The following is a 24,623-nucleotide window of genomic DNA, read 5'->3' as shown; positions in this document are numbered from 1 at the left end:
CTCAGCCCTGACCCTTAAGCCCGGGGAAGTCGGAGTCGGAGTACTCGACCCCCAAGCCTTGGGGGAGGGGCCCGCCGCCGTGGCGCAACTCCTCGCTGTGCCGCAGCTCCACGCGCCGGATCTTGCCGGAGATCGTTTTGGGGAGCTCGGCAAACTCCAGTCGTCGGATCCGCTTGAACGGGGCCAGATGGTCCCGGCAGTAACGCAAGATGTCCTCGGCGAGCTCCGGGCCGGGCTGGTGCCCGGCCGCCAAGACCACAAACGCCTTCGGCACCGACAGCTTGAGCGGGTCGGGGGAGGGGACGACGGCGGCCTCCGCCACCGCCGGATGCTCGATCAGCACGCTCTCCAGTTCGAACGGGGACAGCCGGTAATCGGAGGATTTGAAGACGTCGTCGCCGCGGCCCACGTACGTGATGATGCCGCGCTCGTCCCGGCTCGCCATGTCCCCCGTGTGGTAGTAGCCGCCGCGGAAAGCCTCCGCGGTCTTCTCCGGGTCGCCGTGGTAGGCCTTCATGAGTCCCACGGGCCGGGGGTCCAGGCGCAGGCAGAGTTCGCCGTCGTCGGTTTCCTGCCCTGTGGCGGGGTCCACGAGCACCACGTCGTAGCCGGGCAGCGGCTTGCCCATGGCGCCGATCTTGATGGGCTGGCCGGGGGTGTTGGCGATCTGCACAGTGGTTTCCGTCTGCCCGAAGCCGTCCCGGATGCTCTGCCCCCAGGCCCGGTGGACCTGGTCGATCACCTCGGCATTGAGCGGTTCGCCGGCGGACACCACCTTGGTGGGCGGATTCAACAGCCGCGTGAGGTCGGCCTGGATCAGCATCCGCCACACCGTGGGCGGGGCGCAGAAGCTGGTTACGGATTCGCGGTCCATTTGTTCCATGAGCGCCTTGGCATCGAAGCGGTCATAGTTGTAGATGAACACGCAGGCCTCGGCGATCCAGGGCGTGAACACGTTGGACCAGGCGTGCTTCGCCCAGCCGGGCGAAGCGACGTTGAGGTGCACGTCGCCGGGTTCCACCCCGATCCAGAACATCGTGGACAGGTGTCCCACCGGGTACGAGGTGTGCGTGTGCTCCACCAGTTTGGCCTTGGACGTGGTGCCGGAGGTGAAGTAGAGCAGGAGGGTCTCGTCGGCCAAAGTGGGGCGATCGGGGGTGAAGTCCGTGCCGGCCGCGGCAGCATCGCGGTACTGCAGGGCATTTTCCGTCGCAGCGGCCGGACTTGGGGGTGTCGCGGCGGGCTGAGCGGCGCCGCCGATTTCGATCAGGGCGTAGTTCCCCGGGACCTCGGCGAACTTGGCGATGTTGGCGCTTCCGACGGCGGCCCACGCCGCGCCGCCGCGCTCCACCCGGTCCCGGAGATCGGCGGGGCCCATCAGGGTGGTGGTGGGAATCAGGACGATGCCCAGCTTGATGCCGGCCAGCATCAGTTCCCACAGCTCCACCTGGTTGCCGAGCATGATGATCATCCGGTCCCCGCGCTGAACGCCCTGCCCGCGCAGCCAGTTGGCCACCTGGGACGAGCGCCGGGAGAGGTCCGCGAAGCTGCGCCGGGTGGCTGACCCGTCCTGCTCGACGATCACTAGTGCCGGTTTGTCCGCCTTGGCCGGATCTGCGGCGATCTGGTCGAACCAGTCCAGCGCGAAGTTGAATTCCTCGAAGCGCGGCCACTGGAATTCGCTCCGGGCGGCGTCATAGTCCCCGCGGAGGGCCAGCAGCCGGTCCCTCGCGGCCCTGAATTCCTCAGTCACGGTCATGGTGCACCTTTCGAAGTCCTCTGGCGCAACCATTCCGGAAAGTCCGTCAATTCGGAAAATCCGCGGTCCGGCGCCGTTGCCTGGGTTCCACCGGACCGGCGCGTTGCTGGCCTAGTGATCCCCGTCACTGTGCAATATACTAGGACATCCAAGGGTTTGGAAGAGCGGCGCCGCTCTGCAGACGGCGCGTAACGAGGGGAGATGCGCCCGTGCAGCGACAAGGACGTGCCAGCGGACAGGATGCCAACGCGGAAGCAGACAACACCGCGGAAGCAGACAACACAGCGGAAGCTGACACGACAGCGGAAGCGGGCACGACAGCGGAAGCGGGCATGACGGCCGTCGCCCCGGCGGACACGGTTCAGCCGCCGTTTCCCGACGCGGACCTGATGTACATCGTGGACCTGCTGCCGTCGGACGAGCAGCTCCGGTACCAGGAGGTCCGGGAGTTTCTGCAGTCCCGGATCCGGGCGGCCTCGATCGACTACTGGAACCGCGAGGAGTTTCCCTTCGGCCTGCTCGCGGAGCTCGGGAAATACGGCCTGGGCGGCCTGCAGACGGATGGCACGTCCAAGCTTTTCAAGGGACTCATGTACGTCGAGGTGGCCCGCGCCGACGTCTCGCTCTCGGCACTCGTGGGCATTCACAACGAGCTGATCGTCGGCATGATTGACCAGCTCGGGTCCGAGGAGCAGAAGGCCCGCTGGCTGCCCGGCCTCACCGCTTTCACGCAGCTCGGAGCGTTCGCCCTGACCGAGCCGGAGCACGGCTCGGACATCGCCGGCGGCCTGGAAACCACGGCGCGGCGGGAGGGCGGCGAGTGGGTGATCAACGGCGCCAAACGCTGGATCGGCGCCGGCACCATCGCGGACTTTGCGCTCGTCTGGGCCCGGGACGTTGCCGACCAGCAGATCAAGGGCTTCATCGTCGAGACCGACCGGCCCGGCTACACCGCCACGAAGATCGCGAACAAGATCGGCCTGCGCATCATGCAGAACGCGGACATCGTCCTCGACGAGGTCCGCATCCCCGAAACCAATCTGCTGCCCGGAGCCACCGACTTCTCCAAAGCCAACGAGCTCCTGCGCGACTCCCGGGCCTGGGTGGGCTGGCAGGGCGCCGGCATCCAGCTGGCCGCGTTCGACGTCGCGCGGTCCTATGCCCTGCAACGGAAGCAGTTCGGCAAGGAGCTGGCCCGCTTCCAGCTCGTCCAGCAGCAGCTCGCCGAGATCCTGGGCAACGCGACCGCCTCCCTGGCCCTGATGGCCCAGCTGGCCAGGATCCAGGAGGACGGCAAGCTTGAGATGGCCCAGGCCGCCATGGCCAAATCCACCACCACGCGGCTGGCCCGGGCCTCCGTGGCGATGGGCCGGTCCCTTCTGGGCGGGAACGGGATCAGCAGCGACTACGAGATGGGCAAGCTCTTCGGCGACGCCGAGATCCTCTACACCTACGAGGGCAGCTACGAAATCAATTCTCTGATCGTGGCACGGGCCGTGACGGGGAAGTCGGCCTTCGTCTAAGCTCCCCGGCCGCTGGCCCGCGTGCTGCCCAGGGCCTGCTCTCCGGCGGACTGGACCGCCTGCGTGGGGTGGCCGTAGCGCGACGTCCGGTTGCGCCCGGCGCTCTTGGCCTCATAGAGGGCCCGGTCCGCGCAGTCCAGGAGCGAACCCGCCATGGCGTCGCGCTGCTCGCACACCCCGGCGGAGATGGTCAGGAAGCCAACGTCCCCGAACGGCTGCGAGGCAATGGCCTCCCGTGCCCGTTCGGCCGCCCGCAGGGCCTCGGCACCATTAGTTTCCGGGAGCAGCCACACGAACTCTTCACCGCCGAAGCGGGCCACGAACTCACCGGCGCGAGCGGCCGCGCGGAGCCTGGCCGCCACCTCCGCCAGCACCACATCGCCCGTCAGGTGGCCATAGGTGTCGTTGATCCGCTTGAAGTGGTCGATATCGAGGACGACGGCGCTCAGGTTGGTCCCGCGGCTCCCGGCCAGCGCCACCTGTTCGGCGAGGTGCTGTTCCAGGGCCCGCCGGTTGGGCAGGCCGCTCAGGGCATCGGTGGTGGCCTGAAGCTCCAAGTCGGTCCAGGCCTCCGTGTTGCCGATGGCTATCTCGACGAGCTCCGCGAACTGGGCCAGCCGCTCCATCATCGCTTCCGTGACGCCTGTCCGGGACTTCGAGGTCAGGGTCACCACGCCCCACAGGCTCCCCCGGACGCGGACCGGCGCGGCCGCCGCGGACTGGAAACCGCCGGCGCGCATCTGTTCCGCCGCCGGGCCTCCATCCGGCCGGTAGACAACGAGGGCAGGTTTTCCGGTCACGGCCACCCGGACGGTGGCGGACTCGTCCGTCGGGGCGAAGATGTGGCGGCGGCTCAGCGTCGGCGGGAGCGTCGGGGCCATGGCGACGATTTCTGCCGACGAGGCCCCCGTGAAACGGACGACGGCGGCTGAGTCCACGTTGAACAGCTCGCGGACAATGGCGGCGACCCGCTCGGAGATGTCTGCGGGGGCGGCGTTGCGGGCAACGGCGGTCGCAATCTCATGCAGGGCCTCCCACACCTGCTGTTGCTGCAGGCGTTCAGTGACATCAACGGCCACCACCATGCCGGCCGTGGCGTCCTCGTCGGAGTAGACCGGCCCGGCCTTCAACCGGTAGGTACGGTGGCCGATTTGCCGGCTCCAGGAGACCTCCCGGCCCGCGAGGGCCGCGCGGTAGCGGGGTTCGAGCTCGCTGGCGAGGTCGCCCTTGAGTACGTCCTGGATGCGCCGGCCTTCGAGCTCTTCCGCGCGGTAGCCGAAGGTCTCCAGCTCCTGCCCTTCGGCGATCAGGTAGCGCAGCTCGGCGTCGAAGAGGAGCACGAAAACGCCGGGGACGCTCCGCGCCAGGGCGCGGTACCGGTCCATGTCCCGCTGCCGGCGCCGGTCGGCGAGCACTCGCTCCGTAACGTCCGTGACCACGACAAAGAAGCCCTGCACCGCGCCGTCGCGCGAATCGGGGGTATACGTGACCTCGGTATAGCGAGACTCGCCCGCGGCATCCACTAGAGTCCGGTCAAACTGCTGCGCCTCTCCGGCGAGCACCCGCTCGATGAGCGGCCGGGTCGCCTCGAAGGCCGCGTCCCCGAGCACGTCCCGGACATGCATGCCGTTCAGGTCCTGCGGTTCGATCCCGAACCACTTGCAGTAAGCATCGTTGGCTAGCCGGCTGCGGAGCCCCGTGTCCCAATAACCCACCATGGCCGGGATCCCGTTGAGGACGGCCCGCAGCTGCGCCGGGATAGTCGGCAGCGGCGACGGGCCGGCATCGTCCCTGTTGAGCGGGCTGCGATTAGTCATTGCCCAAGTATCCATGTCCGGCCGCGGCGGGAAAAACCGGCAGTAAAAGCCGTCAGGGCATGAAGCGGTAGCCGATGCCGGCCTCCGTGAGCAGATGGCGTGGATTGGTGGTGTCCGGCTCCAGCTTGCGGCGCAGCTGGGCCATGTAGACCCGCAGGTAGTTCGTCTCCTTGGCGTACGCCGGACCCCAGACTTTGGACAGCAGTTGCTGCTGAGTGATGAGGTTCTCAGGATTCCGGACCAGAACCTCCAGGATTTTCCATTCCGTGGGGGTTAGCCGGACGTCCTGACCAGCCCGAAGCACCCTGCGCTTGCCCAGATCCACGGTGAAGTTCTCCGTATTGACCACCGCATCCTGAACAGGTTCGATGCTGCGGCGCAGCAGGGCGCGGAGCCGGGCCAGCAGCTCGTCCAGGCCGAACGGTTTGGTGATGTAGTCATCAGCACCGGCGTCGAGCGCCTGGACTTTGTCCTCGGAGCCGTGGCGGGCGGAAAGCACCAGGACCGGGACGCTGCTGTTTCCGCGCAGCTCCCGGATCACGGCCGTTCCATCCAGATCCGGCAGGCCGAGATCCAGGATCACCACCGACAGCTGCGGCTCCTGCCTGGCCTTGAGCAGCGCGGTCCTGCCGTCCGTCGCCGTCGAGACGTCGTAGCCGTGGGCCTGCAGGGTGATGCGCAGCGCCCGCAACAGGTAGGGGTCGTCGTCGACCACCAGGACGGCGGTCATGGCGCGTCCTGTCCCGAGGGCGACGGCGCCAGCGGCGCCCGGCCCGGACCGGCATCGACGGGGGCGCCGGTAGAGAGCGGCAGGCTGATGGCCATGGTCAGGCCCCCGCCCGGCGTCGGCTCCGCTGCCAGCCGTCCGCCCATTGCCTCGGTGAAACCTTTCGCCACGGCCAAGCCGAGTCCGACGCCGGCGGCCCGGCTGGCGTCGTCGAGGCGCTGGAACGGGCGGAACATGTCCAGGACCCGTTCCGCGGGGACGCCGCGGCCGTGGTCAATGATGCGCAGCTCGCCCGCGGGACGCCCGCCGAGCGTCGCCGGACCGAGCCCGCCTGCGGCTCCCACCACCACGATGTCCGAATCCGGAGCATACTTGACCGCGTTTTCGACGATGTTGGCGACCACGCGCTCCAGCATGCCCTGGTCCGCATCCACCTCGGGCATGTTGGCCGGAAGCTCCACCCGCACCCGGCCCGGCGGGACGCCGTGCAGTGCGCCGGGCAGTACTTCGTACCAGCGGAGCGGGCGGAGGTGGGGGCTGGCCGAGTCGGACGTGATCCGGGACATGTCCAGCAGGTTCCCGACCAGCACGTCGAGCCGGTCGGAGCACTCTTCGATCGTGGCGAGCAGTTCCTGCTCTTCCTGCGGGGTGTACCGGACACCGGTCCCCCGGAGAGCGCCGACGGCGAGTTTGATCCCGGCCAGTGGCGTCCGGAGGTCGTGGGAGACTGCGCGGAGGATGGAGGTGCGCATGGTGTTGCTCTCCGCCAGGCGCATCATCTCGCGCTGGCTGGCCATCAGCTGCTGGCGTTCGCGCTGGGCGGCCAGGTGCACGCCGAAGGCCGCGAGGAGCCGCCGGTCGCTGGCCGGCAGGATCCGCCCGTAGAGGACGAGGCGGGTGCCGGCGTCGATTTCCTCGACGTTCTCGCCGTCGGGGCTTCCGTCGGTTGCAGGGCCTTGCCGCCCTGTGTCTTGTCGCCCTGTGTCTTGCCGAACTGCGCCTTCCGGGACTTGACCGGCGGACGCCAGGCGCTGCCAGGTTCCGTCGCCGCCCCGGCTGAACAGGGCCGTTCCGCTGACCTGAAAGACGGTCCGGGCCTGATCGAGCAGCGCCTCGACGGTGTCCTCCGAGCCGGCTGCCCCACGGGTGAGATCACTGAGCGTGGCGGCCTCTGCTCTCGCCCGTGCCGCCTCCTTCGAGCGGCGGGCAGCCAGGTCCACCACCAGGGCCACGGCAGCCGACACTCCCAGGAAGACGAACAGCGCCAGGAAGTTTTGCGGGTCGCTGATGATCAGATGGCCGGTCGGGGGTGTGGAGAAGTAGTTCACCAGCAGGCTGCTCCACAGGGCGGCCAGGACCGCCGGCCACAGGCCGCCGACGAGCGCGACCGCCACGGAGCCGCTGAGCTGGACGAGCATGGCCGTTGCAATGTTTTGTTCCGGGTTTAGGAGTGCGAGGAGCAGTTGCAGGAGCACGGGCACCAGGACCGCCAGGACGAACCCCACCACAACACGGGCCCGGCCGAGGTCACGGGGGCGCGGCACGCCGCTGCCCTGGCCGCCGAGGGCGTGCGGGACCATGTGGACGTCGATGTCGCCGGAATCGCGCACCACCCGGGTGCCGACGCCGCCGCCCAGAAAACCGCCCAGCAGTGCCGCGAGGTTCTTTCGGCGCGAGATCCCGACCACGATTTGGGTGGCGTTGACGCTGCGGGCGAAGTCCAGCAGCGCGGGGGCCGGGTCTTCTCCTGCCACGATGTGGTAGCTGCCGCCTAGGTCCAAGGTCAGCCGCCGCTGCCGTTCGAGTGCCTGCGGCGACTCCGAGGAGACTCCGTCGGCCGCGCGCACGTGGACGGCCAGGAGGTCGCCGCCACTGACGCGGGTCAGGATGCGCGCCGCGCGCCGGATGAGCGCCTCGCCCTCGGGGCCGCCGGTCAGGCCCACAACGATGCGCTCGCGGGCGGGCCAGTTGCCGTGGATTCCGTGCTCGGCCCGGTACTTCGCGAGCCCTTCGTCGACCCGGTCGGCCAGCCACAGCAGGGAGAGCTCGCGAAGCGCACTGAGGTTGCCCAGCCGGAAATAGTTGGACAGGGCGGCATCGATGTTGTCAGCGGCGTAGATCTTGCCGTCACTGAGGCGCTGGCGGAGCAGTTCAGGTGGGATGTCGACCAGGTCGATCTGATCGGCGCGGCGGACGACGTCGTCGGGCACGCTCTCACCCAGCACGGCCTCATTCGGCACGTCACCCGGCACGGCCTCCGCCTGGCCGACGTCGGTGATGGCGCTGACCACATCGCCGAGGGAGGCCAGATGCTGGATGTTGACCGTGGACAGGACATTGATTCCGGCATTCAGGAGCTCGTCCACGTCCTGCCAGCGCTTCGGGTTGCGGCTGCCCGGGACGTTGGAATGGGCGTATTCGTCCACCACCGCGGCCCCGGGGGCCCGGGCCAGGACGGCGTCCAGATCCATTTCTTCAAACTCGGTGCCCCTGGTGCGAAGGCGGCGTGGCGGGATGACCTCGAGACCGTCCAGGAGAGCCCGCGTATCGGAGCGGCCGTGGTCCGCAGCGAACGCCACGGCAACGTCCTCGCCGCGCCCGCCGAGGCGGTGCGCTTCCTGCAGCATCTCGTAGGTCTTGCCCACTCCGGGCGCGGCCCCCAGGAAGATCCGCAGCGTTCCACGTGCCATGCCGTCATTCTGTCACTTGCAGACGCAACATGGAGACGTCACCAGAGACGGGGGCGCCGCCCGGAGGGCGGCGCGCGGTGCCGCGTTAAGGAACCATCAGGATTGTCTGCCGGACGGTTGCGGAGGTTGCGGCGGCTGGTACTGTCCCGGATGGAAGCGGCGCGGTGCGCCGCGTGGAAAGGACATCATGACCACGCTCAGCCGGCCCCCGGCGGACCCTTCGGCGCCGCGGCCCGGCGCAGGAGAGCAGTTCAGGAACTGGTTGCTGTTCGGCCTCCAGGACGCGAAGGGGACCCATCAGGGTCCCGGCGGCGCCAGTGGCGGCCACCTGAAAAAGCACACGTGGTGGCAGGTCATGTGCCTGACCGGCGTGGACTACTTCTCCACCCTGGGCTACCAGCCCGCCATTGCGGCGCTCGCGGCCGGCGTCATTTCGCCGCTGGCCACCCTCGTCTTGGTTGCCGTGACCTTGCTGGGCGCGCTGCCCGTGTACCGCCGGGTTGCCGGCGAAAGCCCGCGCGGTGAAGGGTCCATCGCCATGCTGGAGCGGCTGTTGCCGCGCTGGGGTGGAAAGCTCCTTGTCCTGGTGCTGCTGGGCTTCGCCGCCACCGACTTCATGATCACCATGACGCTCTCCGCCGCCGACGCCACCGCGCACGCCATCGAGAACCCCTTCGCCCCGGCGTGGATGCAGGGGCAGAACGTCGCGGTCACGCTGTTCCTGCTGGCCCTGCTCGCGGCGGTGTTCCTGCGCGGCTTCCAGGAAGCCATCGGCGTCGCCGTCGTCCTTGTGGGTCTCTACCTTGGGCTGAACGTGATTGTGGTTGTTACAACGATCTTCGAGGTCCTCGGCCACCCTGTCGCGGTCGAAAACTGGTGGCTGGCGCTGACCACCTCCCACGGCAACCCGCTGATGGTGGTCGGCATAGCCCTGCTGGTTTTCCCGAAGCTGGCCCTGGGCCTTTCGGGCTTCGAAACCGGTGTCGCGGTCATGCCGCAGATCCGTGGGCACGCTACCGACACCGACGACAACCCGAAAGGCCGGATCCAGGGCGCCCGCCGCCTGCTGACCACGGCCGCCGTCATCATGAGCGCCTTCCTGGTCACCACGAGCTTCACCACAGTCGTGCTGATTCCGGAGCAGGAGTTCCAGCCGGGCGGCCAGGCAAACGGGCGGGCCCTGGCCTTCCTCGCCCACGAATACTTGGGCGCAGGCTTTGGGACGGTCTACGACATCAGCACGATCGGCATCTTATGGTTTGCCGGCGCCTCCGCCATGGCCGGGCTCCTGAACCTCGTTCCCCGGTATCTGCCCCGGTATGGGATGGCACCGGCGTGGGCCCGTGCGGTCCGGCCGCTGGTGCTCGTCTTCACGCTCGTGGGGTTTGGCATCACTTGGCTCTTCGACGCCGACGTCGACGCCCAGGGCGGCGCGTATGCCACCGGCGTCCTGGTCCTGATGACGTCGGCGGCGGTTGCCGTGACATTTTCGGCGCGGAGCAAGAGGCAGCGCAAGCGCAGCATCGGGTTCGGGGTCATCGCCGTCGTCTTCATCTACACCACAGTGGCTAATATCTTTGAACGGCCCGAAGGTATCCGGATCGCGGCGTTCTTCATCCTCGGGATCATCGTCATCTCCCTGCTCTCGCGCATCCGGCGCTCGTTCGAGCTCCATGCCACGCATGTGCGCATGGACACCCCGGCCCTGGAATTCCTGGCCGCTAACGAAACCGGCCCCATCGCCCTCATCGCGCATGAGCCGCTGCGGCTGAGCGCACAGGCGTACCGGGACAAGCTCACCTCCGCGATCGAGGTCAGCCACCTGCCGGTGGACTACCAGGCATTGTTCCTGGAAGTCGTGGTGGACGACTCCTCGGACTTCGAGACCGCGCTCGAGGTCCGCGGGGTGGTCCGGCACGGGTATCAGATCCTGGAGGTCCACGGGCCTGTTGTGCCCAACACGATCGCCTCTGTGCTCCTGCACATCCGCGACGTCACGGGACTGATGCCGCACATCTACTTCCGCTGGACGGAGGGAAACCCGGTCAGCAACCTGTTGCGGTTCCTGGTCTTCGGTGAGGGCGAAATCGCGCCGGTCACCCGGGAGGTGCTGCGTGAGGCTGAACCTGACGTCACGCGGCGGCCCTGGGTGCACGTGGGCTGACGCGGGGAGCACAAACGCCCCTCCGGAGAATCCTCCGGAGGGGCGTTGTGGTCTTCGGGGACGCTGTCCCGGCCGGCCGGCCGGGACAAGTCCAGCGTATTTAGAGCGGGCGGATGTTCTCAGCCTGCGGGCCCTTCGGGCCCTGCGTGACGTCGAATTCAACCTTCTGGTTCTCGTCGAGCGAGCGGTAGCCGCTGCTGGCGATTGCCGAGTAGTGGGCGAAAACGTCGGCCGACCCGTCATCCGGGGCAATGAAGCCAAAACCCTTTTCGGCGTTGAACCATTTAACTGTGCCTGTAGCCATGCCTTTTATCCTTCTGAAATGCTGCTGATCTCCGGCGGCCATGAGGCCAACGGCTGCGGAGACATTCGTCCGCTGTTCCCCAACGTACGGGTCCACGGGCCGCGGTGCAAGAGCCTGACGGGGGTCTTCGTCTCGGCCGACGCATTAAGCCGGGCCTGGCTTCAGGCGTCCGCACCCTCCATCGAGTGCTCCATAACTGCCGTTTTGGAAGGTTCATAGGGGCCGGTGGGGAGCACTCGTGGGGTTTCTGGAGCCTAGCCGGCCAGGGTCCCGGCAGCCCCTGCCGGCGAGAGCGGCGCGTCCGCCTGCCGCACCGTTCCGGCCGATCCGTCCACTGTCACCCTTTGGCCGGTCCTCAACAAGGTGGTCGCGTCCGGCACGCCCACCACGGCCGGGATGCCGTATTCGCGGGCCACCACGGCCCCGTGCGAGATTACCCCGCCCATCTCCATCACAAGGGCGCCGGCGGTCATGAACAGCGGTGTCCAGCCCGGGTCGGTGGACGGTACCACGAGGATTTCCCCGGGCTCGAGGTGGGCACCCACCGGGTCCAGAATGACCCGGACCGTTCCGGTGGCGCTGCCGGCCGACGCCGGTGTCCCGGCCAAGGCATCGGACGCCGGGGACTTGGCCATCACCGCCGCCTCCACATCCGTGCCATCGGAGAGTAGGAGCCGGGGAATCCGGCGCCGGCGCAGTTCGACGTCGTAGAGCCGGCGCCGGTCCGCCACGATGCCCTTGAGGTCTGCACCGCGCAAACCCACGCGGACCTCGTCCAATTCCAGGAAATAGACATCGTCCGCGGCGGCGATTGAGCCGGTCCGGACCAGTTCGGCGCCGATCTCGTTGAGCTGGCGGCGCATTTCCGCGAGCGTGAGGATGATGTAAAACTTCGGCAGTTCGCGCAGGCCCGACAGCTGCCGGGTCCGGCGCAGGCAGAGCTCCACCGCGCGCGCCCGCGTCCGGCTTCGCAACCCGGTCCGCTCCACAAGGCTGCGGATCCTGGCCTCGGCATGTTCCTCCGCCCGGACGAACTGACGGTCGGGGGCCTGCTCGGGGTCCTCCACCCGGAGGTAGTTGGAGATTACGCCGAGGATATGGTCCGGCTTCTCTGACCACCGCGGCATGCCAAGGTCAATCTCCGCCACGGCGCGGTGTCCGTAGCGGTCCAGGAATCCGTGCAGGCCGCTCTGGGCGACGGGAGGCAGCGTGCCGTCCGCGTACCGGACCGCCAGTTCCCCCGCACCGTTCGCAAGAAACACCTCGTGGGACTCGTCGTTGGCGCGGATCGTCACGGCCAGTTGCCAGAGTTCAAGGTCCATCTCTGTAGTGACGTTGTTGGGCAGCCCCCGCAACACGGTCTCCAGTTCGCGCGGTTCCGCGATGCCGCGCAGCAGCCTGCGGGCCACGGCCAGCATGAGGTAACCAACGGACGGGCCCGGCAGTGTGGCCAGAATCAATCCGCTAACGGTGCGCTCCAGGATGCGCTGGGCGTGATCGAGCCGTCCGAACGCGGTGGCCGGCTCCTGCAGGACAAGGCCCGCTTGGAGGCGGGTTCCGTAGTTAAAAGCGTGGCGCAGTTCCGCAGCCGGCCGCACCGCCGCCCGCAGCATGGCTGGTATGGCCCGGAGTGCCAGCGCCAGGTTCGCCATATTGTCCGCAGTGACTTTGCCAGGGCCGCCGCTCGGCCTTGGGTCTTTAGGCCTTGGGTTCTTAGAGAAAGGCCTCCGGGGCGGTCGTTCGCGCACGTCGAACCGCGGATCAGCCAGGAGCGCCGGGATAACCGCCGCCGACCTCCCATCCGCCAGCGGCAGGATCCGCAGCAGGAAACGGCGGCCGGACTTGTTCCGAATCATGGGCGTCATGTCCACAAACATGCGCAGGCCCGGGTTGACGTACTGCCACGGGCCGTTGCGGTTCCGCATGGAGCCGAGCACGAAAAGCCCCATCGGGGTGACCGGCCGGGTCAGGCCCTGGAGCAGGGTGCCGCACAGGTACACACGGGTTTCGGCAGCGGCGCCGGCCTCCGCACCAAGAGGTTCGGCCGCGGCAGGGTCCGGCAACGGATACAAAGTGGTGATTGGCCGGGACTGGGTCAGCCAGATCTTGCCTGCGGCGTCGATCACCCATTCCACATCCTGGGGTGCGCCGAACAGCTGCTGGACTGTGTCTCCCAGCGCAGTGAGTTCCCGGACCTGGGCCTCGTCCAGGCTCCGTGTCCGGCCGGCCGCCTTTCGTCCTGGGGAGCCGAGCAGGAGGCGGCCCGTGGCCGTTTCCGTGACGAAATGGTCCGGGTTCACACTCCCCGATACCACGGCGTGGCCCGGCCCGGCGCTTGCATCGATGACAGTTTCGGTCCGGGTGCCCGTGACAGGATTTGCGGTGAACAGCACGCCGGCCGTGGCGGCCGGGACGAGGCTTTGGACGACGACGGCGAGCCCCACGTCACGGTGGCTGATCCCGTTCGCGAAGCGGTAGACCACGGCACGTTCGGTCCAGAGGGAGGCCCAGCAACGCCGGACCGATTCGACGACCGCATCGGCCCCCGAGATGTTGAGGAAGGAATCCTGCTGGCCGGCGAAGCTGGCAAAAGGCAGGTCTTCTGCCGTGGCGGAGGACCTGACCGCCACGGCAGCGCCTCGGCCCATCGCGGCATACGCCGAGCGGACCGCGGCATCGACATCCGCGGGGATCGGCGCGGTGACGATCATTTCCCGCGCCTGCCTCGCCAGCTCGCGCAGATCCAATTCGCCCGGATCCAGTTGGTGCCTGCCCAGCTCGTCCGGGATCAGTCCCGGCTGTGGGGCGGAGTCCAGGCGGGCCGCCAGGACGTCCAGCTCTGCCGGGGCGGCCTTCCGGTACGCAGCCGTGGTGAGGCAGAAGCCGCTCGGCACCGGGAATCCGGCCGTGGTGAGCTTGCCGAGGTTGAGGGCCTTGCCGCCCACGAGCGGCAGGGGAGCGGACCCCAGTTCACCGAGGCTTACGACGAAACTGTCCGGCGCCCTGCCCTCTGCAGAACCCATTTCCCTGCTCCCACGTCAGAACTACTGGCCGGCGTCGGCCTCTCCGCTGTCCTCCCACATCACATCAAGGTTGCGGAAGACCGGCGGGCCATCGCAGAGGGCGGCCATTTTCGCGGCGAACTCGGAAGTCTCGGGCCGGTTGGAATTCTCCATGGCCGACTCGTACGAGTCGAATTCGACGATGGTGAGGTAAGTGCCGGGGCGGTCGCGGTCCGCCGTGGCCTTGATCCCGCGGAAGGTCGGGTTAGTGGCTCCCTCGGTCCTGGACGGGCGGCCCAGTTCCTCGACCTCCTCGATGCGTGACGTTTGGAATTCAATGATCTGCACAAACCTGGCCATGACGGCTCCTTGACGGCGGCGGATGCTGATGCGGTTCACGCTAGACCCTCGTCCCTGCGGGTGCAAGAGCAGGTGCGGGCGGGCGGTGCAGGGGCCCGCACCGCCGCCGTCGAAAGTCCCGTTACGGGATCAGGAGGACCTTGATGGCGCGGCGTTCATCCATGGCACGGTAGGCCTCCGGGGCCTCCTCCAGCGGCATCACGGCGTCGAACACGCGGCCCGGATTGATTTTGCCGTCAAGCACATCGGCCAGCAGTTCCGGGATGTAGGTCCTGGCCGGTGCCATGCCGCCGGCAATTGAGATGTTGGTGTCGAACAGGAAGCGCAGCGGGGCCTCCGCGCCGCCGGTGGGGACGCCGACAAAGCCGAGGGCGCCGCCGGGACGGACGCTGCGGAGTGCCTGGTCCATCGATTCCTTGGTGCCCACGCATTCCAGCACGGAGTCGGCCAGGACACCGCCGAGCAGTTCGCGGACCTTGGCGACGCCGTCGTCGCCGCGTTCGGCGACGATGTCCGTGGCGCCGAACTCGCGGGCGATCGCCTGGCGGTCGGCGTGCCGGGACATGGCGATGATCCGCTCCGCACCGAGGCGCTTGGCGGCGAGCACGCCGCAGAGTCCGACGGCGCCGTCGCCGACCACGACGACCGTCCGGCCGGGTCCGGCCTTCGCGGCGAGCGCAGCGTGGTGGCCCGTGGCCATGACGTCGGAGAGGGTCAGGAGGCTTGCGCGGAGGGCGTCGTCCGGGTCGGTGACGCCCGGGACCTTGACCAGCGTGGACTCGGCGAGCGGGACCCGGACGGTCTGGCCCTGGCCGCCGTCCACCCTCAGTCCGGCGTCGTCCTTGCCGCCCCAGCCGGCCAGATGGTCGCACGCGACCGTAACGCCGTTGAGGCACTGGGGGCACGCGCCGCAGCTGACCACGAACGGGGCGATCACGAAGTCGCCCACGGCGAGCTCGGTGATGTCCTCGCCGACGCTTTCGACTGTGCCGATGAACTCGTGTCCGATTGCGGCGGGCTTGTGGGTGGGCTTGACCCCGCGGTAGGGCCAGAGGTCCGAGCCGCAGACGCAGGAGGCGGTGACCTTAACAACGACGTCGGTGGGCAGCTGGACGGTGGGGTCGTCGCGGTCTTCAACGCGGATGTCGCCGGGACCGTGGATGATGGTGGCGCGCATGGGGGCTCCTCGAAGGGTGTCGGATGGGCTGGAACCGAGTTTAGCTGCCACGCAAAAGCAACGCGGGGTCAGATACGGCCCATTCGGGGCGCCATATTGGGCGTTATCTGACCCCGCGTTGCTTCGGCTAGACGGCTTCGAGGACGCTGACGTAGTTCGCGATCCCGACGCCGCCCATGTTCTGCACGGCGGCGCGGCGGGCAGTTCCGAGCTGCATGTCGCCGGCCGTGCCGGTGAGCTGCATCGCCGCGATGACGTGCTGCGAGACGCCGGTGGCGCCGACCGGGTGGCCCTTGGCCTTGAGCCCGCCCGAGACGTTGACCGGAAGCTTGCCGTCCTTGAAGACCCAGCCCTCCTCGAGCGCCCGGGCACCCTGGCCGCGTTCGGTCAGGCCCATGGCCTCGTACATCAGCAGCTCGGCGATGGTGAAGCAGTCGTGGACTTCCGCGAAGTCGAGGTCCTCCAGCCCGACGCCGGCCATCCCCAGCGCGCGCTGCCAGGAGGCCCGGGTGGCGGCGAATTCGGTGGGGTCCCGGCGGTCGGCCGGGAAGAAGTCGTTCGCCTGGCCGAAGCCGGCGAGCCGCACCGGCGCGGTGGCACCGCCGGTGGGCGCGATGCTCAGGACGACGGCGGCTGCGCCGTCGGACACGGGCGAGCAGTCGGTGCGGCGCAGCGGGTCGGCCACCATCGGGTTCTTGTCCGAGACGGTGCGGCAGAAGTCCTCACCGAGGTCCTTGCGGAGCTGGGCGTAGGGGTTGTCCACGCCATTGCGGTGGTTCTTCGCCGCGATGGTGCCCAGGACGTCGCCGAGGCTGCCAGTGCCGAGACCGCCAGAGCCGTAGCGCTTGCCGTAGTGCTTCGCTACCTCGGCAAAGAGGCCGGTGAAGCCCGTGGTGGAGGCCCGGCCGGCCATGTCGTAGTCGGCGCCGAGCAGGGCCGCGCCCACGACGTCGGCCCCGGCGTGCGTCATTTTTTCGGCGCCGATCACCAGGACGGTCTTCGCCGTGCCTGCCAGCAGTGACTTGGTGCCCTGCTGGAACGCGGCCGAGCCGGAGGCGCACGCGTTCTCAACCCTGGTGGCGGGCACGTTGGCCAGTTGGTCCGAGACCTGCAGCGCCAGCGAGGACGGGAACGCCAGCGGCATCATGCCGGAGTTGAACTGGCCGAGGTAGATCTCGTCGATCTGGCCCGGCTCGATTCCGGCGTTGCCGATCGCCTCGGTGGCGACCTGCACGATCAGGGACTCGAGGGTCTCCTCGCTCAGCTTGCCGAAGCGGCTGTGGCCCCAGCCGGTGAGCAGGATGTCCTTGCCGAACTGGTCTTTCAGGCTCATGCTCCCGCGACCTCCAGGACGTTTCCTTCGTTTTCGAGCGCGACGACGAATTCCGCCTCGGTCTTCTCGCGGATTTCGTCCACGGTGACACCGGGGGCCAGCCGGGTGAGCGTCAGCCGCCGGCTCCCGCCGTCGTCCTTAACAAGGTCGAACACGGCGAGGTCGCTGATGATGCGGTCCACGCAGCTGAGCCCGGTGAGCGGCAGGGAGCATTCCTTGACGATCTTGGCGGTGCCGTCCTTGGCGTTGTGCTCGGTGAGGACCACGACGCGCGGGGTGCCGGCCACGAGGTCCATGGCACCGCCCATGCCCTTGACCATTTTGCCCGGGATGGTCCAGTTGGCGAGGTCGCCGTCGCCGGAGACCTGCATGGCGCCGAGGATCGCGACCTTCACGTGGCCGCCGCGGATCATGCCAAAGGACGTTGCGGAGTCGAAAATGCTGCCGCCGGGCAGGACGGTGACGGTCTGCTTGCCGGCGTTGATGAGGTCGGCATCCTCCTCGCCCTCATAGGGGAAGGGGCCCATGCCGAGCAGCCCGTTCTCGCTCTGCAGCACGACGCGGACGCCCTCGGGCAGGTTGTTGGCCACCAGCGTGGGGATGCCGATGCCAAGGTTGACGTAGTCGCCGTCGTTCAGTTCTTCGGCCGCGATTGCAGCCATCTCATCTCGGGTCCAGGCCATGGTGGTTCTCCTCGGAAACGTAAGGGCGAAAAGGTGGGGCGCCAAAGTCGGGGCGCTCAACAGGATGGGGCGCTCAGGCCGGGATGGTGGCTTCGGGACGCGGGCGGACGGTTCGCTGCTCGATGTCCTTGACCCGGCTGCTGGCCTGGACCACGCGCTGGACGAAAACGCCGGGGGTGACAATGTGGTTCGGGTCCAGCTGCCCGGGCTCCACGATGACCTCGGCTTCGGCCACCGTGACGGCGCCGGCCGTGGCCACCACGGGATTGAAGTTCTGGGCCGTGTACCGGTAGATGAGGTTGCCGTCGGTGTCGGCAGTGTGCGCATGAACCAGCGCGACGTCGGCCTTGATGGCGCGTTCCTGGACGAAAGTCTCGCCGTCAAACTCCGCCAGCGGCTTGCCTTCGGCGACGAGCGTGCCCACGCCGGTCTTCGTGTAGAAGGCCGGGATGCCGGCGCCCCCGGCGCGCAGGCGCTCGGCCAGCGTGCCTTGCGGGGTGAACTCCACTTCCAGTTGGCCGGCGAGGTACTGCTCGGCGAAGAGCTTGTTTTCGCCGACGTAGGACGCGATGACCTTGCGGACCTGACCGCCTTCGATCAGCACGCCGAGGCCTTTGCCGTCCACCCCCATGTTGTTGGAGACGACCGTCAGGTCTTTGACTCCGGAGTCCCGCACAGCCTCGATCAGGTCAGCGGGGATGCCGCTGAGGCCAAAACCGCCGACGGCGAGGGTCATGCCGTCCCGCAGAACGTCCTGCAGCGCGGCCGCCGCCCCGGATTTCACCTTTGACATTGCTTCTCCTCATTGAGCTCTTATTACGTTCCACTTTGTGGACTCCGTGCCTGAAACATGAGCTTAGGATGTGTCTCAGCCCACTGTCAACGCGAAAATTCCCGCTGTACTCCCGGGTTTACAGTGTGGACGGTAGGCTACGTAGTGTCCATAATATGGATGAATGAATCCGTTCGGAGCGGGCGGAGCCGGACCTGAGGCAATGGGCGTGAGGCAAGGGGCGTGGAGCAACAGATGAATTCGACACCGATCCAGGGCGCCCAAGTGGTCAGCCGGGTAGCAGGCCTGCTGCGCATGGTCGGCCGGAAGCCGGAGGGCTTTGCGCTGGGGGAGTTGGTACGCGAATCGGGGCTGACGCGCCCCACGGTGCACCGGCTGCTCAGTTCACTGGCGTCCGAAGGGCTGCTGGACCAGGACCCGGGCAGCGGCAACTGGGTGCTCGGCCCGGAGATCCTGCTGCTGGGGTCCGTGGCGTCGGCGCGGTTCCCGCTGGAGGACATCGCCAGGCCGAGCCTCCGCCGCCTGGCCGAAGAGACGGGCGAGAGCGCGTTCTTCTCGATCCGCCGGGGCAACGAAACGGTGTGCCTGCTCCGGGAGGAAGGTAGCTTCCCCGTCCGCTCCTTCGTGCTGCACGAGGGCGTGCGGTTTCCACTCGGCGTCGCCTCCGCCGGCACCGCGATCATGGCATTTTTGCCGGCAGAGGAGCAGGACGAGCTCCTGGCGAACTGGAAAACCCACGCGGGCAGTTTTGCGGCCGGGCACACGGAAGCGCTCGTGCGGGAGAACCTCGCAGCGACGCGGCAGGCGGGCTATTCGGTCAACCCCGGGCTGGTCCTCGAGGGCAGCTGGGGGATGGGTGCGGCTGTTTTCGACCGTCGCGGGCGTCCCGCGTGGGCGCTGTCCCTGACCGGCATCGAGCCCCGCTTCCGCGAAGACCGGCGCCCGCAACTCGGCCGGCTGCTCATGGACGAGGCCCACCGGATTTCGCTGCAGCTCCAGGCATAGCCGGCCGGCTCAGAGACCGGCCCGGGGCTCCTCCGGGCCCTGGCCCTTCCACCAAGTGTCGAAAATCGTGACGGGAACGGTCCGCTTGTGGCGGGTGCGCAGGTACATGCCCTCGATCCGCTCGGCAACGGCCTCCGGGATTTCACGGCCTTCGAGGTAGTCATCGATCATGTCGTAGCCCAGGCCGAGCTCGTCCTCGTCGGTGCGGCCGGGCTTGCCGTCCAAAAGATCCGCCGTCGGGACCTTTTCCCAGATCCGGGCCGGAGCGCCTAGCTCGGCAAGGAGTGCCCGGTTCTGGCGCTTGTTCAGCCCGAACAATGGCAGGATGTCCGCGCCGCCGTCCCCGTACTTGGTGAAGAAGCCGGTGACGGACTCCGCGCCGTGGTCGGTGCCGATTACGAGGTAGTTGTGTTCGCCGGCCAGGGCGTACTGGGCGATCATCCGTGTCCTGGCCTTGGTGTTGCCCTTGTGGAAATCGGAGATCCCGTTGCCGACCGTCTTTTCGAACTCGTCCTCGAAGCCGTCCACCGCGGCCGAGATATTGAACGTCCACTCGGTCTTGGCGCGCACGAAGTCGAGGGCCGCCTGGGCGTCATCCTCGTCGTGCTGGACGCCGTAGGGGAGCCGAACGGCGACGAAGTTCGCCTCGACGCCCTCGGCCTCGAGCTCCTCAACCGCGAGCTGGGCCAGCCGGCCGGCGAGGGAGGAATCGAGCCCCCCCGAAATTCCCAGCACGAATCCTTTGGTGTGCGTGGCCTTCAGGTATTCCTTGAGGAACGTCACGCGCTTGCGCACCTCCCCGGCAGGGTCGATCCGGGGCTGCACGCCCATTTCTTCGATGATCTTCGCCTGGAGTTCACGCATGCCTCACAGCCTAGTCAGCGCTGTCAACCGCGCTCAACTATTGCGGCCGGACCGGCCGGTGAGGTGCGCGGATTCGAAGTCGGACCGGCCGGTGAGGTGCGCGGAGCCGACGTCGGGCTGGCCGGCGAGGTGCGCGGAGCCGACGTCGGGCTGGCCGGCGAGGTGCGCGGAGCCGACGTCGGGAGGCGCGGAGCCGACTTCGAAATGTGCTTCGGATCCGGACTTCCGCTACGAATTCGGACGGTTGCTACGCGGATCCCCGGTGCGCAGGTCCAGAATAGGCGCCCCTGTCCGGAACCGCCGCGAAAACCGCACCTTTCGGCTCCGGCGCCGACGCGTAGGACCCCAGGCTTCCGGAGAGTGCCCGGGAAACGGTGGAGGCTGCTACGCGGCAGAGAGCGGCAATGTCATGGATGGTCGCCGCCTGCGTAAAGGGCTTCGCCCAGGAGGCGGCCATCCGGATCAAGTGGTCAACGCCCAGGGCGGCCGAGATTCCCTGGTACGCCACGGAAGTCCCGACCGTGTTTGTCTCGCTCAACCAGCCCAACCACCTCATCGACGTGCCTATGGTGAAACAAGTCGGCGTTTCCGCCCTGGTTTCGGCTGCCGACCTTGGTTTCGGACCGGCGCGACGCGGATCCCCGCTGCGCCTGTCCGGAACCGCTGCCCGTGTCCGAAAGAGGCGCACCAAACAGCGGCCCTGGTCTGAAATCGCCGCGAAACCACTCCCGCGCCACCCCGCGCAGGCGTAGCGTGGGGCCATGGAGAAGACCGGATGCGCGGTGGTGGGCGGCGGTCCCGCCGGGATGATGCTCGGCCTGCTCCTGGCCCGGGCCGGGGTGCAGGTGACTGTCCTTGAAAAACACGCCGACTTCCTGCGCGACTTCCGTGGCGACACGGTGCACCCCTCCACAATCCGGCTGATTGACGAGCTCGGCCTCGGGGAGGAATTCAGGCAGCTGCCGCAAAGCCGCCTGAAGAACGTTGCCTTCCCTGTTCCCGGCGGTCCACCCGTAACTATGGGCGACTTTGGCGCCCTGCCGCCGCCGTACAACTACGTCGCCATGATGCCGCAATGGGATTTCCTCAACTTCCTCGCCGCCGCAGCGGCCGAGGAGCCCGGATTCACCCTCCTCATGAGCCATACCGCCACCGGCCTGGTCCGCAACGGCGGCCGCGTCCGCGGCGTACGCTTCCGGACCCCCGACGGCGCGTCCGACGAACTCCCGGCGGACTTGGTTATCGCCACTGACGGCCGCCATTCCGTGTTGCGCGCCGCAGCCGGGCTGGCGCCAAAAGAGTTCTACGTCCCCTTCGACACGTGGTGGTTCAAGCTGCCCCGTCATCCGTCCGAGACGGGCGAGGTGGCCGGGCTCGTGCCGGCCTTCGGCCCCGGCGAGGCGCTGCTAGCGCTGTTCCGCACCGACTACTACCAAATGGGATATCTCGCCGCCAAGGGCACCGACGCCCGGATCCGTGCGGAAGGCATCGAGGGCTTCCGACGGCGCGTCGCGGCGCTCCGCCCCGACCTCGCGGACCGGGTCGACGCCATCGCGTCCCTCGACGACCTTCACTGGCTGGACGTGCGTCTGAACCGGCTGCACCCATGGCACATCAACGGAATGCTTTGTATTGGCGACGCCGCGCACGCGATGTCGCCTGCCGGCGGCGTCGGCATCAACCTCGCCATCCAGGACGCCGTGGCCGCCGCCGAGCTCCTTGCCCCGCCGCTCCTCCGCGGCAACGTGACCAGGGCAGACCTGGAGAAGGTGGAACGACGACGGCGGCTGCCCACCGTCGTCGTGCAGAGCGTCCAACGGCTCATGCAGCGAGCGATCTTTGCCCCAATCATGACCGGGAAGCGGTCAAGATTTCCGTCCGCGGCACTGTTCGTGGCCCGGCACGTTCCGGCGGTCCGCAGCATCATTCCCCGGTTCATCGCCTTTGGCCCGCGGCCGGAGCACGCGCCGGCCTTCGCGCGGCGGGCTCCGCAGCGTCCGCAGGTGCCGGGGGCCTCGACGGGCGGCTCGTCGGGGGCCTCGACGGGCAGGAACCGGGATCCGGGCAAGCACCCCGAAGGGTCTTTCGGCCGGGCGCATGCCGCCGCTCCCCGGCACAGCCACCACGGACGGTGGGGCAGCCGATCAGCCTCGTGAGGCGGCCGGCGTCACACGGAGCCCAGCTGGAAGCCGGCAGCGGACCAGCCACTAAACTGGGACCCATGACTGCCTCCCCTGACTTCGCAGCCGACGCTGCCCCTGCCCGCGCCCGACTCCTGGAGCTGATCAAGGAACTGGCCGTAGTCCGCGGCAAGGTCATCCTCTCCAGCGGCGCGGAAGCCGACTACTACATCGACCTGCGCAGGATCACACTGCACCACGAGGCGTCCAAGCTGGTCGGACAGGTCATGCTCTCCCTGATGGACGACGCCGGGATCGACTTCGACTGCGCCGGCGGCCTCACCATGGGGGCAGACCCGGTGGGCACCGCCGTCATGCATGCCGCCGTCGACGCCGGCCGCCCGGTGGATGCGTTCGTCGTCCGCAAGGCGCAGAAGTCCTACGGCATGGGCCGCCAAGTGGAGGGCCCGTCGGTCGAGGGCCGCCAGGTCCTGGTCCTGGAAGACACGTCGACCACCGGCGGCTCAGCGCTCACGGCCGTCGAAGGCGTCCGCAAGGCCGGGGGCAACGTGGTTGCCGTCGCCGTGATCGTGGACCGCGACACGGGAGCCAAGGAAAAGATCGAAGCCGAAGCCGGAGTGCCGTACCTCTTCGCGTTCGGCAAGGACGAACTCGGCCTCAGCTAGGCGTTCCCCTCTGACCTGCGCCGGTGGACGGGGTATGGGCCGTGACTTATCATTTGTCCCATACCCGTCCCTTCCTTTCATCTGGAGAACACGCGCCATGCTCCCGCCCGAAAAGTCCCTGAACAACGGTGTGAGTGAGGGTCCGGAAAGCCAAGGTACCGAGATCTCGGTGGGCACGGTAGACCAGATTCAGAACCTGATCCTGGACAGCGCGGACTTCGAAGATTTCCTGAACGAACTCGCGCGTTTTTCCGCGCACCAGGTGGCGGGGTCCGGGGACGACGCGCTGTGCGGAATTACGCTGCTGCGGGACCGCAAGGCGGCCACGATCGGGTGGAGCAGTGACTCCGCCCGCGAAGTGGATGAGATCCAGTACTCCCTTTCCCAGGGCCCCTGCCTGACCGCTGCCAAGGAGGAAAGGGAAGTCTATGTCCCCGACCTCTTCGACGAGGACCGCTGGGGCCCGGACTATGCCGCGGCCGTGGCCTCGCACGGGCTGCGCTCGGTGTTGTCTGTGCCCTTCCACCTCCAGGGCGACGCCCAGGCGGCGCTGAACCTCTACTCGGACGTCCCGAACAAGTTCGACGGCGACGTCGCGGCCCGGGCGCGAGGCTACACCCGGGAAATCTCCCAGGCGCTGCGGCTGGCGGTCCGGTTCTCGCTGCATACGGACAGCGCCACCAACCTTCGGGCCACGCTCGAATCCCGCACCGTGATTGATATGGCAGTCGGAATTGTCATGGCGCAGAACCGCTGCGACCAGGAAACCGCGGTCCGGATCCTCATGGACGCCTCCAGTCACGGCAACGTGAAGTTGCGGGATATCGCCACGTCGCTGGTGCAGTCTGTCGGCGGTAGGGGTACCCGGACCCATTTCGAGGAGCCGGGTCGTAAAGAGGCGGTCTGAGCCCCCGTTCCCTGTAATTTGTGCGCACCGTTGGGCGCCGTTACGCTGGGTGAGGTTGAGCCGTCGGCCATAGAACCCCTTCTTTTGGAGTACCTATGGACCAGTCGCTGCAAGCCCAAGTAAAACTCGATGTCGTATCCGACGTCGTCCGGATTGACGTCCGGGGCAGCCTCACTCACGCCTCCCGCCCCTCCCTGATGCAGGTCATCCAGCGCGTCCGCCGCATGGGGATCAGCTCCCACATCCGGGTCGACCTCGGCCGGGCCGCGTTCGTCGAATCATCGGCACTTGCCGGCCTGCGCAACGACCTCAACGCGATCGACGGCGGAAGCGCCGGCTCGGAAATCGCCGGCATGCCGGCCCCCGGCGGGGTCTCCCTGGAATTGAGCCAGCTCGGCGATGACAACGCCATGCTGGAAACACTGGACCTGTCCGGGGAACTCACGGCCTCGCTGAATCCCACGGGCACCGGCCCACTGACCGGTTACTCCGACGATGCGCTCCTCGCCGCGAGCGACGCCGTCTTCGGTCTTCTGGACGACCCCGCGGACATGGCCCGTACCGAACTCCTCGCGACCTACGACGAGATCGGCATGGAGATCAGCCGTCGCGAGGTCGGCCGCGAGCCCGAGCCCGCTTAGCACCTCGTGGAGCCGGTGGCGGGGGCACTGCTGTCCCGCGGGGGCACTGCTGTCGGGGGCGGCCGTTC

20 protein-coding genes are annotated in these 24,623 nt (G+C 68.0%); 8 read left to right on the top strand and 12 right to left on the bottom strand.

Features of this window, described 5'->3' with window-relative positions:
• Position 1: 1 nt before the first annotated feature.
• Positions 2-1,759 carry an AMP-binding protein gene (locus BM372_RS08870; RefSeq protein ID WP_090954255.1) on the bottom strand — a complete coding sequence of 586 codons (1,758 nt, stop codon included), beginning with the start codon at positions 1,757-1,759 and terminating at the stop codon, positions 2-4.
• A gap of 332 nt (positions 1,760-2,091) precedes the next feature.
• Between BM372_RS08870 and BM372_RS08865 the strand changes: the two genes are divergently transcribed.
• Positions 2,092-3,282, top strand: coding sequence for an acyl-CoA dehydrogenase family protein (locus BM372_RS08865; protein ID WP_090954573.1), 1,191 nt, complete (start codon positions 2,092-2,094; stop codon positions 3,280-3,282).
• On the opposite strand, the gene BM372_RS08860 is transcribed toward BM372_RS08865, so the two are convergent.
• Genes BM372_RS08860 through BM372_RS08850 form a run of 3 tightly spaced genes read right to left on the bottom strand, consistent with a single transcriptional unit; the run spans position 3,279 to position 8,516 of the window.
• Positions 3,279-5,099 carry a sensor domain-containing diguanylate cyclase gene (locus tag BM372_RS08860; protein ID WP_177235941.1) on the bottom strand — a complete coding sequence of 607 codons (1,821 nt, stop codon included), beginning with the start codon at positions 5,097-5,099 and terminating at the stop codon, positions 3,279-3,281. The two genes, BM372_RS08865 and BM372_RS08860, sit on opposite strands and share 4 nt — an antisense overlap.
• Positions 5,100-5,151: 52 nt before the next feature.
• Entirely contained in the window at positions 5,152-5,829 is a 678-nt protein-coding gene (locus BM372_RS08855; protein ID WP_090954251.1) for a response regulator, read from the bottom strand.
• Positions 5,826-8,516, bottom strand: coding sequence for a DUF4118 domain-containing protein (locus tag BM372_RS08850; RefSeq protein WP_090954248.1), 2,691 nt, complete (start codon positions 8,514-8,516; stop codon positions 5,826-5,828). The genes BM372_RS08855 and BM372_RS08850 overlap by 4 nt, the downstream gene beginning before the upstream one ends.
• A 187-nt stretch (positions 8,517-8,703) precedes the next feature.
• Here BM372_RS08850 and BM372_RS08845 point away from each other — a divergent pair, with 187 nt between their 5' ends.
• Positions 8,704-10,680 carry an APC family permease gene (locus tag BM372_RS08845; RefSeq protein ID WP_090954246.1) on the top strand — a complete coding sequence of 659 codons (1,977 nt, stop codon included), beginning with the start codon at positions 8,704-8,706 and terminating at the stop codon, positions 10,678-10,680.
• A gap of 100 nt (positions 10,681-10,780) precedes the next feature.
• On the opposite strand, the gene BM372_RS08840 is transcribed toward BM372_RS08845, so the two are convergent.
• From BM372_RS08840 to BM372_RS08810, 7 genes are all read right to left on the bottom strand, one after another.
• Positions 10,781-10,984: a cold-shock protein gene (locus tag BM372_RS08840; protein ID WP_013599688.1), complete on the bottom strand. Its 204-nt coding sequence runs from the start codon at positions 10,982-10,984 to the stop codon at positions 10,781-10,783.
• A gap of 254 nt (positions 10,985-11,238) precedes the next feature.
• On the bottom strand, positions 11,239-14,007 hold the full coding sequence (locus BM372_RS08835) for a PEP/pyruvate-binding domain-containing protein (protein WP_090954244.1): 2,769 nt from the start codon (positions 14,005-14,007) through the stop codon (positions 11,239-11,241).
• A 21-nt stretch (positions 14,008-14,028) separates the two neighbouring features.
• Complete coding sequence (locus tag BM372_RS08830; protein ID WP_090954242.1) at positions 14,029-14,346, bottom strand: hypothetical protein; 318 nt, start codon at positions 14,344-14,346, stop codon at positions 14,029-14,031.
• A gap of 121 nt (positions 14,347-14,467) precedes the next feature.
• The gene (locus tag BM372_RS08825) at positions 14,468-15,523 is read right to left on the bottom strand and encodes a zinc-dependent alcohol dehydrogenase family protein (protein ID WP_090954240.1); all 1,056 of its coding nucleotides are present in this window, start codon (positions 15,521-15,523) and stop codon (positions 14,468-14,470) included.
• Positions 15,524-15,650: 127 nt separating this feature from the next.
• Positions 15,651-16,856 (bottom strand): acetyl-CoA acetyltransferase, encoded by a 1,206-nt coding sequence (locus tag BM372_RS08820; RefSeq protein WP_090954238.1) that lies wholly within the window; start codon positions 16,854-16,856, stop codon positions 15,651-15,653.
• Positions 16,853-17,539, bottom strand: coding sequence for a CoA transferase subunit B (locus tag BM372_RS08815; RefSeq protein WP_090954235.1), 687 nt, complete (start codon positions 17,537-17,539; stop codon positions 16,853-16,855). The genes BM372_RS08820 and BM372_RS08815 overlap by 4 nt, the downstream gene beginning before the upstream one ends.
• 73 nt (positions 17,540-17,612) lie before the next feature.
• Entirely contained in the window at positions 17,613-18,332 is a 720-nt protein-coding gene (locus tag BM372_RS08810; RefSeq protein WP_090954233.1) for a CoA transferase subunit A, read from the bottom strand.
• Between the two features lie 234 nt (positions 18,333-18,566).
• Here BM372_RS08810 and BM372_RS08805 point away from each other — a divergent pair, with 234 nt between their 5' ends.
• Entirely contained in the window at positions 18,567-19,337 is a 771-nt protein-coding gene (locus BM372_RS08805) for an IclR family transcriptional regulator (protein ID WP_090954230.1), read from the top strand.
• A gap of 9 nt (positions 19,338-19,346) precedes the next feature.
• On the opposite strand, the gene nadE is transcribed toward BM372_RS08805, so the two are convergent.
• Positions 19,347-20,201, bottom strand: a complete 855-nt coding sequence (nadE, locus tag BM372_RS08800) for an ammonia-dependent NAD(+) synthetase (protein ID WP_090954228.1) — start codon at positions 20,199-20,201, stop codon at positions 19,347-19,349.
• A gap of 404 nt (positions 20,202-20,605) precedes the next feature.
• On the opposite strand from nadE, the gene BM372_RS08795 reads away from it, so the two are divergent.
• The 5 genes from BM372_RS08795 to BM372_RS08775 all read left to right on the top strand — a co-directional run bounded on the left by BM372_RS08795 (position 20,606) and on the right by BM372_RS08775 (position 24,555).
• Positions 20,606-20,953 carry a hypothetical protein gene (locus BM372_RS08795; protein WP_177235930.1) on the top strand — a complete coding sequence of 116 codons (348 nt, stop codon included), beginning with the start codon at positions 20,606-20,608 and terminating at the stop codon, positions 20,951-20,953.
• Between the two features lie 9 nt (positions 20,954-20,962).
• On the top strand, positions 20,963-22,357 hold the full coding sequence (locus tag BM372_RS08790) for an FAD-dependent oxidoreductase (protein ID WP_090954224.1): 1,395 nt from the start codon (positions 20,963-20,965) through the stop codon (positions 22,355-22,357).
• Positions 22,358-22,422: 65 nt separating this feature from the next.
• Positions 22,423-23,007 carry an orotate phosphoribosyltransferase gene (gene pyrE / locus BM372_RS08785; protein WP_090954222.1) on the top strand — a complete coding sequence of 195 codons (585 nt, stop codon included), beginning with the start codon at positions 22,423-22,425 and terminating at the stop codon, positions 23,005-23,007.
• 97 nt (positions 23,008-23,104) lie between these two features.
• The gene (locus tag BM372_RS08780; RefSeq protein WP_256214136.1) at positions 23,105-23,914 is read left to right on the top strand and encodes a GAF and ANTAR domain-containing protein; all 810 of its coding nucleotides are present in this window, start codon (positions 23,105-23,107) and stop codon (positions 23,912-23,914) included.
• A gap of 95 nt (positions 23,915-24,009) precedes the next feature.
• Entirely contained in the window at positions 24,010-24,555 is a 546-nt protein-coding gene (locus BM372_RS08775) for a hypothetical protein (protein WP_090954220.1), read from the top strand.
• Positions 24,556-24,623 lie beyond the last annotated feature (68 nt).

The organism is Arthrobacter sp. ov118 (genome assembly GCF_900116495.1).
GTDB lineage: Bacteria > Actinomycetota > Actinomycetes > Actinomycetales > Micrococcaceae > Arthrobacter.
Note: the sequence above shows the minus strand (reverse complement) of the source record. Positions and strands in the feature narration are given on the sequence as shown.